Genomic DNA, 14,174 nt, shown 5'->3' with positions numbered 1-14,174 from the left:
CAACCTGACTTTTTCCCGTAATTTCGAAAGAAGCAGATCAAAATCCTCTGCATTTGCCCATTTGCTGTAATAGTAATAGACCAATTCCCATTTCGGAAAATCATTGGGTAACATCCTCCATTGGCAACCGGTTTTCACCAAATACATTATGGCGTTCCAAATGGTTCTTAAACCATATTTTCGCTTTCTGTCATTGAGGTTCAAAGTCTTTTTTATAAATTGCCACTGTTTGTCAGAAATGTTTGTTGAGTAATTTTTCACTGTAATTTAATTGATTAGTAACCAACAAGTTACGGAAAATAAACAACATAAACAACTGACAATCAGTTTTTTTTATAAGATTATTTTATAAAATAAACGCCATACGAATTTTTCTAATTTAATTTTTAAACAGGCTCTAAGTAATTGGACTAATTTCATCAAAAAAGGCAAAGAGAATTATCTCAATAAACACTCTTTTGTACTGGCAACTAACAAAAATGAAAATAGCAATCAATTCATTAACGCCCTTCATCAATTTAAGATTGACGAAGATATTGATAATATATTGGCAAAACTAAACGATATAAAGACGAAAACAAAAGATGAAACTTTACAAAAATACATTGAAAACTTAATTTCTCTTGATAAGACAAAATTGTCATCTTTTCTTTCAAAAATTTCAATTGAAACAGGTGTTGATGAAATAATAAAACGCATTAAAAATAAGCTACTTGAACTTTACAGAGAAAATCATATTGTTGAAACAATATATGATAGTCTATACTCAAACTTACAATTGTCAAAATATTTGGAAATAAAGTCAGGACAGAAGTTTGAAATTACCTTTGATGATTTCAATAAAAAATTTGGAAAATGTTTTAAAGTATCTACGGGAGTACAAAAACTTCCTACTCGAAATTTCCCTATTCTTCTTCCCGAAAATCCAGAAGAGCAAATTTTCATAAAACAATTACTTGATGTTGGCGAGATTCAAGCAGGTTCACAAGACGTGATAAAATACACAACATTGATGCTTAAATTTCTTCGACATTATACATATTGGTCTGATGAAGAGAATTTTATACTGTTTTCAGAAGCGGAGGATTTTAAGAAAGATAGTATAAGTAGATGGGATAATGAATTTAAAGGAAAGTATCGGCAAATTGAACGAAAAATAAGTTCGGGAACAACAATAGAAAGTTTGGAAAGTGAAATAAAAGATTTAAGTATTGGACTTGTTGAATATATCCGCAGGCTTGATTTATCAATTGGAGATTATTTACCATTGGGTGTAGATTTTACAAATGGACATTACTATTTACTGTCAAACAAGTTAGAAATTGGTTGGCACTTTGATTGGCAAAACAAGTATAAAGAATAATGAAAGAAATTTATTACACATATAACAATGAAGCTATTGCGAGTTGCATTCTTTTATCTGTACTGAACAAGGTTGATAAATTGGATGTTGCTCGTTCGTGTCTGATTTTACCATTTCTATTAGACGACCGAACAGTAAATTATTTAGCAAAAACTCAAGGGCAAAATTTGAGCATAGAACAACTCGTCAAAGACCAACCTCGATTATTTGTTTCTTTCAATAAGCGATATGTGTCATTATTACCAATAACCATTAATGCCTTGATGATTTTAAGTAAAAGCAATCAAATCATTATCGGAAGTGAGATTGTAAGAACCGAAACATTCACATTTGACAATGCGAATTTAGGAGGTCGATTTTCTAAAATAGAAAGTGTTATCCCTGATTTTATAGATATGCTTGAAAAATACACAACGTCAAAACTGTATAAAGTTTTAAAAATTCAACTATGAAATTTGTACTTCACGAAATAAAGCTATGGTTCAAAGATGCTGATGCCGAACCTAAAAATTACCAGTTTTTACCTGATAAAGTCAATGTTATTACAGGTGGCTCAAACACTGGAAAAACCAGTTTTTGGAATATTATAGATTATTGCCTTTTATCGGGAAAAGTAAATATCGCAAATACAATAAACGACAAAGTTTTATGGTTTGGGATACGTTTTTCTATCAATGACAAACAAATATCCATTGTGCGAAAAACACCTGATAAAGGTGCGGTATCTTCGGAAGTGTTTTTTAATTTAGGTTCTTTCCCTGATTATCCTGAAAGCAACAAAGAAATTGCAGAAATTAAATCAATATTAGATAGTGAATTTGGCATTACAGATACATTAAGATTTCCTTATGGCAAAGAGTTAGGTGGGACTTCTCTCAATCTTTCTTATCGCCATTTTTTGATTTTCAACTCTTTAACCGAAAACATCATTGGAGCACAGGAAACATACTTCGATACAACTTTTTACGGAAAAGAAGAATATGATAAAGCACTCAATCATATTTTCAACTTGGTAATCGGTGTTAATGATATGGCAAAAATCAAGGCTTCTGAACGACTAAAAGAAGTTAAAAGAGAAATAAGAAAGATACAAAATCAAGAAAAGGACAATCAAGGAAAAGTCAAAAATTTTGAGAATGAGATTCAGGTTTTGTTTGAAAAATGTAAGAAGTATAACTTTATAGAATATTCTGAACCCTTTGAAACGGTTGATACCGCAATTCCAATCATTCAGGACGTAATAACAAATACTCAAAAAGTAGCACAAAATTCAAATCTGTTTGGAGAATTAGACGAGCTAAACAAAAGAAGAATTGCAATACGCAGTCAGATTGATGCTATAAGTCAATATCAAAAAGAATATGAAGCATACAAAAGGAATTTGAATAAATCCGCTGACAGTTTACAGCCGATAGAATTTCTAAATGAAAAACTATCTGACCAATTAGTAGATTCATACGAAACAAAAGCATTTGTAGAGTCCTTAGAATCTTCCTTGAAAAGCATCAAAGAAAATCTATCCAAGAAAATTATCGAACCGATAAAGGTTACTGGCGATGCAAAAGAATTGAATAGACAATTAAAAGAAATTGAAAATAAAATTTCTAAACTGAATGAAATAAAGAAGAATTATTTGGCTGAAAGTCAGACAGAAGTTCAAAAATTCATTGTATTAGGAGAAATAAAACTCGCATTAGAGCAACTTTTAAAATTGGAGTTAGGAAAACCTATTGATAATATAAGGTTGAATATATTAACAGAAGAAAGTAAGGACTTGGCTAAAGTACCTACTGATACAAAACAAATAGAGTTCAATCTAAAAACCGAACTAAACAAAAGTATTCAACGCAATTTTAATCAATTAAAATCTTTACCAGCATACACAAATAGCAGGCTTGATTTTAATTCTGACAAAATGATTTTACAACTATATCCCGAAGGTCAATTGTTTCCTTTAGATAATGTTGGCAGTAAATCCAACTATATGTTTATGCACCTATGCGTTTATTTGGGTTTACACGAGCATCTAATAAATGTAAATCCAGAACATGTACCTCAATTCCTATTTATTGACCAACCAAGTATTCCATATTACGCAGGGAGTGATGAAATGCAAGGAAATGACGATAGGTCAAAACTAATAGATGCTTTTACGCTACTAAACTCATTTATTGAGTTCATTGTAAAAGAAAAAAACAATCATTTTCAAATATTTATGGTAGAACACGCTTCTAAAGATTATTGGGTAAACAATAACTTGTCGCACTTCCATACTGTCGATGAATTTATAAATGGCAAAGGGCTTATTCCAAAAGAAATATACGGCAATAACTAAAAATTTATGCAAAAAATTAACTTAGGTAAATTAAATAAATTAATTATCCATAACATTGGTAATAAAGGTAGTGCTGATGGGGTAAGGTTTTCTGATGAAATGACGAACTTTGAAAGTGTTGAAGAAATAATCAATAAGCTAATTGTCAGTAATTTTAAGTTCGATGAACTATACCAATTTCACTTTCTTCCTCATCTGGATTTGAATCCTGTATACTCTTTCGTTAGCTCGATTTTTAGTGACACAGAATATGAAAATTTTATAGAGCACTCTAAAAATGTGGGTAGATATCTCTATGATAAAAGTACGCATCCTCAAATTAAATCAGGAGAATTATGTGTGTTCTATATGAATGATAGCTCCATTGATGATGAGGTAACGGATTGTATTGGAATTTTCAAATCGGAGAATAAAGAAACGGTCTTAAAAATTGAAGATAAAAAAACAAGTTATGGATTGTCCGATGTGAGCGGAATAAACATACATAAGTTAGATAAAGGCTGTCTTATTTTTAACTTAGAAAAAGAGAAAGGGTATTTAGTTGCTCTTGTAGATAATACGAACAAAAACATAGAAGCTCAATATTGGAAAGATAAATTTTTAAGTGTTAAACCACAAAGAAATGAATATCATCAAACAAACGAATTCTTAGGGATTACAAAGCAATTTGTCACAAAACAATTGGATGAGGATTTTGACGTAAGCAAAGCCGACAAGATAGATTTTTTAAATCGTTCTGTTGATTATTTCAAAAAGAATGAAACATTTGACAAACAAGAATTTGAAGAAGAAGTTTTTGGAGATAGTAATGTTATAGAGTCATTTAGAAAATTTGACCAGACTTATCGACAAGAAAATGAAGTGGAGCTTGCTGACAGCTTTGAAATATCAGCCCAAGCTGTAAAAAAAACAGGCACGTGTCTTCAAAAATGTACTTAAACTTGATAAAAACTTCCATATCTATATTCACGGAAACCGAGAAATGATAGAACAAGGCGTTGATGAAAATGGAAGAAAATATTACAAAATCTATTACGAAGAAGAGAATTAAGATTAAATGAATGAGTTTACTTCTAATAACATAGATATTTTCCGCTCCCTCTTCAAAGGCAGAGAAGACGTGTTTGCCGTTCGTTGGGAGAAATCAGGAAAATCGGGATATATGCCTTCCTGTCAATATGATCCATACCATTATCAGGTTCATAAGAGGAATGGCGGAACGTTTGCAAATTATCCACACAAAACGTACCTGCCACTTATTGATAATGAAATTCAAAAACACTTAAACGGTGTACAGCAAATTGGTATTTATCCCTTATTTAAAGACAATACCTCTTGGTTTTTGGTGGCTGATTTTGACAAACAAAATTGGAAAGAAGAAGCCGTAAGTTTCTTAAACGCTTGCAAGGAGAAAGACATTCCTGCTTATTTGGAGCGTTCCCGCTCGGGAAATGGCGGACACGTTTGGATATTTTTTGACAAACCTTATCCGTCTGTCAGAAGCAGAAAAGTTTTCATTTCTATTTTGGAACAATCAGGAGCATTTTCAATGTTTGACAAAAGCTCAAGTTTCGACAGATTGTTTCCTAATCAGGATTTTCTTTCGGGAAAAGGTTTGGGCAATCTAATTGCTTTGCCGTTTTTCAAACCTGCAATGGAGAATGGAAACAGTTGCTTTATTAACTCTGAAACTTTTGAGCCTTATCCCGACCAATGGCAATTCTTGAATGAAATTGAAAGGGTTTCGATTGGTGTATTGGACAATTTGCATCCGGAAGTTTTAACAATGCAAAATCTTCCAATTCCTAAAAACCATAATGGCAAACTATCCATTACACTTCAACAAAACATCCGAATTCAACGAGATGGATTAACAATACCACTCGTCAATTTTTTGAAAGAAGAACTGAACTTTGCCAATTCGGAATTTTTCATCAAGAAGAAATCGGGTAAAAATACTTTTGGGACAGAACGTTATTTTAAACTCGTGGAAGAAGCGGAAAATGAAGTCATCATTCCACGAGGCTTTATTGGTAAACTTTTGCGATTTTGCAAAGAACAAAACTTGGATTTTGATTTTCAAGACAACCGAAAACTAAAAGAAGAAATCTCATATTCGTTCAATGCTAATCTACGAAGTCATCAAGAAAAAGTTATTGAAGCGATTTCAAAAAAAGATTTTGGAGTTATCGTTGCTCCGCCAGGTTCAGGTAAAACGATTGTTGGTTTAAAGGTTATTGCTGATAAAAAACAACCTGCACTAATCGTTGTGCATCGCAAACAATTGTTGGAACAATGGCAGGAACGTGTTCAGGCATTTCTTGGAATTTCAAAACACGAAATCGGCATCATCGGACAGGGAAAAGTGAAGATTGGAGAGCAGATTACAATTGCAACTATTCAAAGTCTGCCGAAGCAAATTGAGCAAATCCAAAATCAATTCGGAACTATCTTGGTAGACGAATGTCATCATATTCCTGCCGAAACATTTCGCAATACCATTGAGAAATTAGAAACCTTTTATCTGTATGGATTGACGGCAACTCCTTTCCGAAAATACAATGACGACAAACTGATTTTTGCTTTTATTGGAGATATAATTTCGGAGATTGCTAACAACGAAATTGAAAATTTCAAACACGCCCAAATCATTGTAAGGAATACAGATTTGGATGTTCCTTTCAGTTCTAAAACGGATAATTTTGAAACGCTTTCAAAGATTTTGGTTCACGATTCAGAACGAAACAAGCTCATCCTGAACGACATCAAAAACGAACTTTCCAAAGGAAAAAGAATTACCATTATTACAGAAAGAAAAGAACATATTGATACACTTTACCTTTTTCTGAAACAATCTTACGAAGTCATTACGTTAAGTGGAGATGACACTGAAAGCAACAGAAAATCCAAATGGCAAACTTTACAGCAAGGTAATTTTCAGATACTGATTACCACAGGACAATACTTTGGTGAAGGCTCGGATTTGTCAAATATTAGTTCTCTGTTTTTGGTATATCCGTTTTCTTTTAAGGGTAAACTAATTCAATACATTGGTCGAGTACAACGTTCGGAAATCAACCCAACTATTTATGATTATCGGGATATCAAAATTGACTACCTGAACAAGTTGTTTTTAAAACGGAACACGTATTATCGTCAAATAGCCAAACAAGCAAGTCTATTTGATGAACCAACCGAATTTACTCCTGAGAGACAAAGTATAGTTATCGAAAAGCAAATCAAAATAGCGATTGAAGATTTGGATTTCAGATACGGCAATGTTGGCTTTGAATACATTGATAAAGAAAGTAATCAACGGTTTGATTTTGAAATCGAAAACGAAGAGTTCAGACCTGAATTTGAAGTGTTGAAACCTTATTTCATCAAGGTTTTGAAATCAAAATCCGTTATGATTGATATTTATGCCGAAATTGAAAATGGAGTGACTTTATCGCAATTAGCAACATCATCCAACATTGAAAGCATCAATAAAGAAATCGTTGAAAGTGTAAAGTTTCAGTTTCTGAACAAGAGTTTTATCGGTCAAATTCCGACTTCAAAACAAAATATGCTCACAACGAATGAATTGCCGAAAAATCAAAATATCTATACCAATGCCGAAAATGTTTTGGAAGACTTACTGAAAGGGAAGCAATATAAACATTCACGGCACATTCAGTTTTTGGCTGAAAGACACGAACGAAATGTAATGAAATTACGGTTTGTTTTACAGCCGTTTTCATTCGTCTTTCTGTTGGAAGGAGAACAAAACTACCACATCATTTTAGAAACTTTAGACACCGAAGAAGCAACCTATATCTGGCATACAGAAAAAAGCAAATCAGTTTTGATTGACACCATAAAACAAATTGATAAAGAATTGAACATCATCAGAGAAAAAGGAAGACAAGCCTATTTAGAAACCAATCCATCAAATTTTTCAAGAATTGTCCACGATTATTCTAATGACAATAAAGGGTTTACGATTTGGAAAGGACAATTGGAAGAACGGTTGATGTAAGAAATCGTTAATCTCTATTTGTATTTTTCAATAATTTAAGCATCGATATTTATGGTACAATATCATTTTGTATATTTGCTATGAGCTAACGGAAAGGTGTCGAAAAGCAAAGCAATAAGAACCGTTACTAAATCGTTACCTGACTTCTTTGATTATCTCTATAAAAGCTTATTATTCAACTGAAACAGCTTTTTCCTGAAAACTTTAAAATAAAAAATCCCGATCATTGTTACATTGATCGGGATTTTTATTTATAAGCAAAAAGCAAAAAGCTAAATGCAGCAAGCGATTTATTTCTTGAAGAAATCCATCAGGTCGATGTAATTTTTCTGATTCACGCCGTGTCCAGCCATGTATTCCCGGAATGAGAAATAGGCGCTGAGGTCGTACAGTAATTCTGCACCTTTCTTTGCCCATTCCAAAGGGATCGCAGCGTCGTCTGTACCGTGAGAAACGAAAAATCTCAAATGTTCTAGCTTCTTTTTGTCCTTCACGATGTCTTTCAACAGTCTATCTTCTGGGAAAGTGCTGAGCAAAGCTATTTTTGAGAACAATTCCGGGTAATGTAAAGCCAAAGAATAAACGATCATTCCTCCTTGGCTGAAACCGCAGAGATGCGTTTTGTTATTCGCTAATCCATAATGGTTGGAGACTTTTAGGATGTTTTCCAAGACCTGCTTCACAGCGTCTTCGGCTTGAGGCACATCTAGGAAATTCTCCTCACTCATAAAATCGATGTCAAACCAGGCAAAGCCGCCATTGTTGGCATCTCTTGGTGCGCGGAAACTTACGACCAACCAATCTTCTGGCAAAGTCGGAACGAAGCTGAAAAGGTCTTGTTCGTTGCTTCCGTAGCCGTGAATTAAAAATAAAATTGGTGTTTCTGAAGTGATATTTTGAGGTTCTCTTACGAGGTATTGTAAATCCATAAAACAAAGATAACCAATCTCGGAAATAGTTCGAAATTTTTGAAATAAAATCTGAGTTCGAAAGTCTATGATTATACCATTAACTCAGAATTTTTCTCTTTCTTTTTTTTCTTCTTCCTTCCTTTTTTAAGAAAGACATTTTCAATGAGAATTCTGATGTAGCCAACGAAGCACAACATAAGAAAAATCCCTAAACCAGATAATAGAATAGCCACGTTTTTGCTCACGAATCTCTTATTCTGGAAAAAATATTCGTAACCTATATTTAAGAAAAGATAGATCAACAAGCCAAAAGCAATAGGGAAAATTACAAAACCAAATATCGAAAGTACAAATGTTCCAACGCCTTCAAAGGATTGTCTTCTGGCATAATTATAAAAAAAATAATAGAAGATCATGAGAAAGCAAACCGACAGAATGTTCACTGCAAAAGCAAAATTCTTCATTGGCGTTATCATTCTCAATTGTCCTGTCTCCACAATCACTTCTACTTTCTCACCAATCGCTTTTTTATTATTTGTGCTGAATGAAACGTCACCAAAAGTATTTTTAATGGTTCCATCTGCACCTTTGTACTCCAATAGTGGTTTGTAAAAAGTATTTTGTTTCCGTCTGCTAGAACCAGTTCGGTTCCTGGAGGTTTTGCTAATATGTTTTTCGTATCTTATTATCTTTGCGGATTGTTTATTTGGATTGAAATTGTCTTTCACCGTCGTGTAAGAAAATTGTAAAATCCCAAAAAAAAGCACGGCGACATAATAAATTGCAAAACCACCAACCACGGCACCAAGTAAGCGTAAAAGTAATTTGACATCTTTAGAATTGTAAAGCCACGTTCCAACAATGAATAAAGCTAAAAAACCAGAAATTATTTTAAATACTAAGTGATCACTGGTTTGAAATGTTACAGAAAATGGATGCATCCTTTGTCTTTTAAAAACTAAGATAACATTAATTCTGAATGATAGCTGAAATTTGACCACAAAAAAACCACTCGAAAGTGGTTTATGTTAAGTATAATTTGTCGAATTCCTAAACTGCTTTCACAATGAAATAATTCTTTTTCCCTTTTTGGATTAACAGGAATTTTCCATCAATAAGGTCATTTTCTGAAACGGAATAATCTTCGCCAACCTTGGTTTTATTGATCGAGATCGAGTTTCCTGCCAATTCTCTTTTAGCTTCACCTTTGGATTTGAGGAAACCTGTTTTTTCAGAAATCAAATCAATGATATTGGTGCCAATCACTTCTGATTTTGACAATTCTTTTTGAGGAACACCATCAAAAACCTGAAGGAAAAGCTCTTCATTCAAGCTCACAAGATCCTCTGCAGTGGACTGTCCGAAAAGAATGTTGGAAGCTTTCAAGGCTTTTTCGTATTCTTCGTTTCCGTGCACCCAAATTGTTACTTCTTCTGCCAATTTTCTTTGAAGTTTTCTCTCGTGAGGCGCCGTTTTATGTTCTTCGATCAGCGCTTCAATTTCTTCTTTTGGCAGGAAAGTGTAAAACTTGATGAATCTTTCAGCGTCAGTATCGGTAGCATTCAACCAGAATTGATAGAATTTGTAAGGCGAAGTTTTCTTGGCATCCAACCAATAATTTTCTCCACTCTCTGACTTCCCGAATTTGGATCCGTCTGCTTTTGTGATCAATGGAACCGTCAAGGCAAATGCTTCACCACGCGCTTTTCTTCTAATCAGTTCCGTTCCGGTCGTGATGTTTCCCCACTGGTCAGATCCGCCCATTTGAAGTTTCACACCTTCGTTTTGGTAAAGGTGAAGGTAATCGTAACCTTGCAAAAGTTGGTAAGTAAATTCCGTGAAACTCATGCCGTCCACGCCGGAATCGCCAGAAAAACGTTTTTTCACAGAATCCTTGGCCATCATATAGTTCACAGTGATGTGCTTCCCGATGTTCTTAGCAAAATCCAGGAAGGTAAAATTCTTCATCCAATCGTAATTGTTGACAAGAATGGCTTTGTTGTCGCCATCGCCATCAAATTCCAGGAATCTAGACAATTGATTTTTAAGACAATCTACATAGTGGAGTAGTGTCTCTTCGCTCAAGAGGTTACGCTCGGCAGATTTTCCCGAAGGATCACCGATCATTCCTGTTGCGCCACCAACCAAGGCAATAGGCTGATGACCGTGCTGTTGGAAATGTGCTAAGATTTTGATCTGGATCAGACTTCCGATATGCAAAGAATCTGCGGTCGGGTCAAATCCGATATAGGCTTTCGTGAGTTCCTTATCCAGTTGTTCTTCCGTTCCCGGCGTCATATCGGAAAAAAGTCCGCGCCATTTCAGTTCTTCTATAAATGCATTCATTGTCTTAAAAAATTTCGTGCAAAGATAAGAATTACAATTTGTACTTCATTTAATAGATTTTTTTTAATTAATGCTTTGATTATGGCTGTTTTTATTGTTTAATGATCATTAATGAAATCAATTATCCCCAATGATTAATCTTTGTAGATGAATAAGATGCAGAAATCATAATCTTTATAATTTCATCATTGTTCGTATCTTTGGTTGTGCAAATTCGAGAACGATTTGTATAAAATGAAATAAAGTAAATTATAAGTAAAAAATGGAAAAGTTTAATTATGGAATGGTCGGCCTTGGCGTGATGGGGAGAAATCTCCTCTACAACATCGCAGATAATGGATTCTCTATTGCAGGTTTTGACCTTGACAAATTGAAAGTAACAGAATTGGAAGATGGCGCAACTGCAGGAACAACCGTTTCTGGTACAGATTCTCTTGAGGAATTTGTGGCGAAGTTGGAAATTCCAAGAAAAATAGTGTTGATGGTACCTGCGGGAAAACCCGTGGATGCCGTATTAGAAAACATAAAACCACTTCTGACCAAAGGTGATATCGTGATCGATGCCGGGAATTCCTATTTTAAAGATACCAATCGACGGGTTGCCGACCTTGCAACGTTAGGTTTGCATTTTATGGGAATGGGCGTTTCTGGAGGAGAAAAAGGGGCAAGGTTTGGACCAAGCATTATGCCGGGCGGCGACCTGGAGGCTTTCCACTCCGTTCGTCCAATGTTGGAGGCCATTGCTGCGAAAGTCAATGGTGAATCTTGTACTGCTTACATGGGCAAAGATGCCGCAGGACATTACGTGAAAATGGTTCACAACGGAATTGAATATGCCATCATGCAGCTCATCAGTGAATCTTATGACCTTCTTCACAGAGGTGCAGAACTTAGCAATTACCAGCTTTATGAAGTTTTCAAAGATTGGAACAATGGTGAGTTGAATTCTTTCTTAATTGAGATCACAAGAGATATTTTCCAACAGAAAGATTCCGTTTCAGATGGATTTTTGTTAGATCAAATTCTAGATAAAGCAGGATCCAAAGGGACAGGAAAATGGACTTCCGAAGAAGCATTGGAAAACGGAGTCGCTATCCCGACCATCGATGCTGCTGTGGCATCCAGAACTTTATCTTCTTATAAAGATGAGAGGATCCTGGCGTCTAAATTATATCCAAAATCAGAAATTGCGAAACCGGGAAATACCGAATTATTCGTTCAAGAAGTTGGTGATGCCCTTTTTCTGGCTACCTTGATCAGTTACACGCAAGGTTTGTCACTTCTCGTAAAAGCATCTGAAGAATATCATTTTGAAATTCCATTGAAAGATGTTGTGAAGATCTGGCGTGGCGGCTGTATCATCCGTTCCTCATTATTAGAAACTTTCTACGCAGCTTATACAGAAGATCCGAATTTATCGAATATTCTTCTTAATGAAAATATTTCGAAGCTTGTAAAATCCAAGATCAGTTCATTAAGAAAGACGATTGGTTTTGCAACTTCCAACGGAATCTCCACATTGGGATTACAAACGGTCTTGGCCTATTTTGATGCTTACACTACAGAAAATCTTCCCGTGAACCTGATCCAGGCACAACGCGATTACTTTGGTGCACACACTTATCAAAGAAAAGATCAGGATGGTGTTTTTCATACCCAGTGGGAATCTACAAATCATTAAGCGTCAAATCTATGAATGACAACAAAGCGTTGCAGCCGACCAGTATAATTATATTTGGTGCAACTGGAGATTTGGCAAAAAGAAAACTTTTCCCAGCATTCTACAATCTATTTATAGAAGGTCGGATGCCTGAGCAATTCAATATTGTAGCATTGGGAAGAGCTGATAAAAATAATGAGGACTTCAAGAATTATGTCAAAGAAAACTTAGTTCTTTTTTCCCGCAATCAAAAATCGATTGATGCAGAATGGGAAAAGTTTCAGTCCCACATCACCTACTTCAGACATCAGATCGACGAGGATAATTCCTATCAGGAGCTTGATGTAAAATTAAAATCACTTGATGATGAATATGGTTTGAGAGCAAACAGGTTGTTTTATCTGTCGATTGCGCCTAATTTTGTGTCGGTGATCTCTGGACATCTCAAAAATGCGGCGTTGGCTCCCAATCCAGCACAAGACCGCATCATCATTGAGAAACCTTTTGGCCACGATAAAAGTTCCGCAATAGAGTTGAATAGTTTGCTGTCAAGAACTTTTGAAGAAGAGCAGATCTATCGCATCGATCATTATTTAGGAAAGGAAACAGTTCAGAATATTTTGGCCTTCCGTTTTGGAAACTCTATCTTCGAACCTATTTGGAACTGCCACTATGTAGAATCGGTACAGATCACCGTGGCAGAGGAAGTTGGAGTTGAATCCCGAGGCGGTTTTTACGAAGGCACAGGTGCACTGAAGGATATGATCCAAAACCATCTGTTGCAGATTCTTTGTATGGTCGCGATGGAACAGCCGGCTTCTTTGGATGCCGGTGAAATCCGAGATCGCAAAGTAGACGTTCTAAAATCCATCCGAAGAATCCCACTGGATCGTGTCAGTCATTATGCTGTTCGAGGTCAATATGGTAAAGGAACATTGAACGGGAAAGAGCTCAAGGCTTATCGTGAGGAAGGAGGCGTAGCTCCAGATTCCAACACCGAGACTTTTGCTGCCATCAAATTCTATCTGGACAACGAGCGTTGGGATGGCGTTCCTTTCTATGTTCGCACAGGCAAACGAATGAAAGAAAAGCATTCGTACATCACTATCCAATTCAAACCGCTTCCACAATCAACTTTCATAGCCGGAAAGCACGCACTTTCTCAAAATAAACTAATCATCAACATCCAACCTTTGATGGATATCAGACTTCAGTTCATGACAAAGAAACCTGGACTTACCGTAGAACTAAAACCAGTTGAAATGGTCTTCGATTATTTTTCGTGCAAAGAAGATACGCCGGAAGCTTATGAAACTCTACTGTTGGATGCTTTGGAGGGAGACCTGACATTATTTATGCGTTCTGATCAAGTAGAGGAGGCGTGGGATGTTGTGAAAACGATACAGGAATATTGGGAAAGCAACCCAGATCCATCTTTCCCAAATTATGCAGCAGGAAGTAGTGGACCGGAGCAATGTGAATTATTGCTTCAACGAGAAGAGCACAGTTGGGAATAAAATAAGTTAATTAAAATTATT

Annotated in this window: 11 protein-coding genes; 7 read left to right on the top strand and 4 right to left on the bottom strand. The window is 35.3% G+C overall.

The window, feature by feature from the left end:
- The coding region (locus BMW39_RS18045; protein WP_139175301.1) for a transposase at window positions 1-261 on the bottom strand (261 nt) is incomplete at its 3' end.
- Window positions 262-547: 286 nt separating this feature from the next.
- On the opposite strand from BMW39_RS18045, the gene BMW39_RS18040 reads away from it, so the two are divergent.
- From BMW39_RS18040 to BMW39_RS18020, 5 genes are all read left to right on the top strand, one after another.
- Complete coding sequence (locus BMW39_RS18040) at window positions 548-1,363, top strand: hypothetical protein (RefSeq protein ID WP_034978722.1); 816 nt, start codon at window positions 548-550, stop codon at window positions 1,361-1,363.
- Window positions 1,363-1,815, top strand: coding sequence for a three component ABC system middle component (locus BMW39_RS18035; RefSeq protein WP_034978724.1), 453 nt, complete (start codon window positions 1,363-1,365; stop codon window positions 1,813-1,815). Before BMW39_RS18040 ends, BMW39_RS18035 begins: the two co-directional genes overlap by 1 nt.
- A complete protein-coding gene (locus BMW39_RS18030) occupies window positions 1,812-3,698 on the top strand; it encodes a DUF3732 domain-containing protein (protein ID WP_034978726.1) in 1,887 nt (628 codons plus the stop codon). The genes BMW39_RS18035 and BMW39_RS18030 overlap by 4 nt, the downstream gene beginning before the upstream one ends.
- Before the next feature lie 6 nt (window positions 3,699-3,704).
- Complete coding sequence (locus BMW39_RS18025; RefSeq protein WP_221406051.1) at window positions 3,705-4,637, top strand: nucleoid-associated protein; 933 nt, start codon at window positions 3,705-3,707, stop codon at window positions 4,635-4,637.
- Window positions 4,638-4,755: 118 nt separating this feature from the next.
- Complete coding sequence (locus BMW39_RS18020; RefSeq protein WP_074719382.1) at window positions 4,756-7,719, top strand: DEAD/DEAH box helicase; 2,964 nt, start codon at window positions 4,756-4,758, stop codon at window positions 7,717-7,719.
- A 290-nt stretch (window positions 7,720-8,009) separates the two neighbouring features.
- On the opposite strand, the gene BMW39_RS18015 is transcribed toward BMW39_RS18020, so the two are convergent.
- From BMW39_RS18015 to tyrS, 3 genes are all read right to left on the bottom strand, one after another.
- The gene (locus tag BMW39_RS18015; protein ID WP_034978728.1) at window positions 8,010-8,648 is read right to left on the bottom strand and encodes an alpha/beta hydrolase; all 639 of its coding nucleotides are present in this window, start codon (window positions 8,646-8,648) and stop codon (window positions 8,010-8,012) included.
- A 71-nt stretch (window positions 8,649-8,719) separates the two neighbouring features.
- Window positions 8,720-9,571 (bottom strand): hypothetical protein, encoded by an 852-nt coding sequence (locus tag BMW39_RS18010; RefSeq protein ID WP_034978731.1) that lies wholly within the window; start codon window positions 9,569-9,571, stop codon window positions 8,720-8,722.
- Window positions 9,572-9,680: 109 nt separating this feature from the next.
- A complete protein-coding gene (gene tyrS / locus BMW39_RS18005) occupies window positions 9,681-10,976 on the bottom strand; it encodes a tyrosine--tRNA ligase (protein ID WP_034978733.1) in 1,296 nt (431 codons plus the stop codon).
- Between the two features lie 262 nt (window positions 10,977-11,238).
- Between tyrS and gndA the strand changes: the two genes are divergently transcribed.
- Both gndA and zwf read left to right on the top strand, forming a co-directional pair.
- Window positions 11,239-12,657, top strand: coding sequence for an NADP-dependent phosphogluconate dehydrogenase (gene gndA / locus BMW39_RS18000; protein WP_034978735.1), 1,419 nt, complete (start codon window positions 11,239-11,241; stop codon window positions 12,655-12,657).
- An 11-nt stretch (window positions 12,658-12,668) separates the two neighbouring features.
- The gene (gene zwf, locus BMW39_RS17995) at window positions 12,669-14,153 is read left to right on the top strand and encodes a glucose-6-phosphate dehydrogenase (protein ID WP_034978976.1); all 1,485 of its coding nucleotides are present in this window, start codon (window positions 12,669-12,671) and stop codon (window positions 14,151-14,153) included.
- Window positions 14,154-14,174: the final 21 nt, after the last annotated feature.

This window comes from Epilithonimonas lactis, from assembly GCF_900110605.1.
Taxonomy (GTDB): domain Bacteria; phylum Bacteroidota; class Bacteroidia; order Flavobacteriales; family Weeksellaceae; genus Epilithonimonas; species Epilithonimonas lactis.
Note: the sequence above shows the minus strand (reverse complement) of the source record. Positions and strands in the feature narration are given on the sequence as shown.

Coding starts and splice junctions, on each gene's coding strand:
- BMW39_RS18035 (WP_034978724.1), top strand. CDS start 1,363: ATGAAAGAAATTTATTACACATATAACAATGAAGCTATTGCGAGTTGC.
- BMW39_RS18030 (WP_034978726.1), top strand. CDS start 1,812: ATGAAATTTGTACTTCACGAAATAAAGCTATGGTTCAAAGATGCTGAT.
- BMW39_RS18025 (WP_221406051.1), top strand. CDS start 3,705: ATGCAAAAAATTAACTTAGGTAAATTAAATAAATTAATTATCCATAAC.
- BMW39_RS18020 (WP_074719382.1), top strand. CDS start 4,756: ATGAATGAGTTTACTTCTAATAACATAGATATTTTCCGCTCCCTCTTC.
- BMW39_RS18015 (WP_034978728.1), bottom strand. CDS start 8,648: ATGGATTTACAATACCTCGTAAGAGAACCTCAAAATATCACTTCAGAA.
- BMW39_RS18010 (WP_034978731.1), bottom strand. CDS start 9,571: ATGCATCCATTTTCTGTAACATTTCAAACCAGTGATCACTTAGTATTT.
- tyrS (WP_034978733.1), bottom strand. CDS start 10,976: ATGAATGCATTTATAGAAGAACTGAAATGGCGCGGACTTTTTTCCGAT.
- gndA (WP_034978735.1), top strand. CDS start 11,239: ATGGAAAAGTTTAATTATGGAATGGTCGGCCTTGGCGTGATGGGGAGA.
- zwf (WP_034978976.1), top strand. CDS start 12,669: ATGAATGACAACAAAGCGTTGCAGCCGACCAGTATAATTATATTTGGT.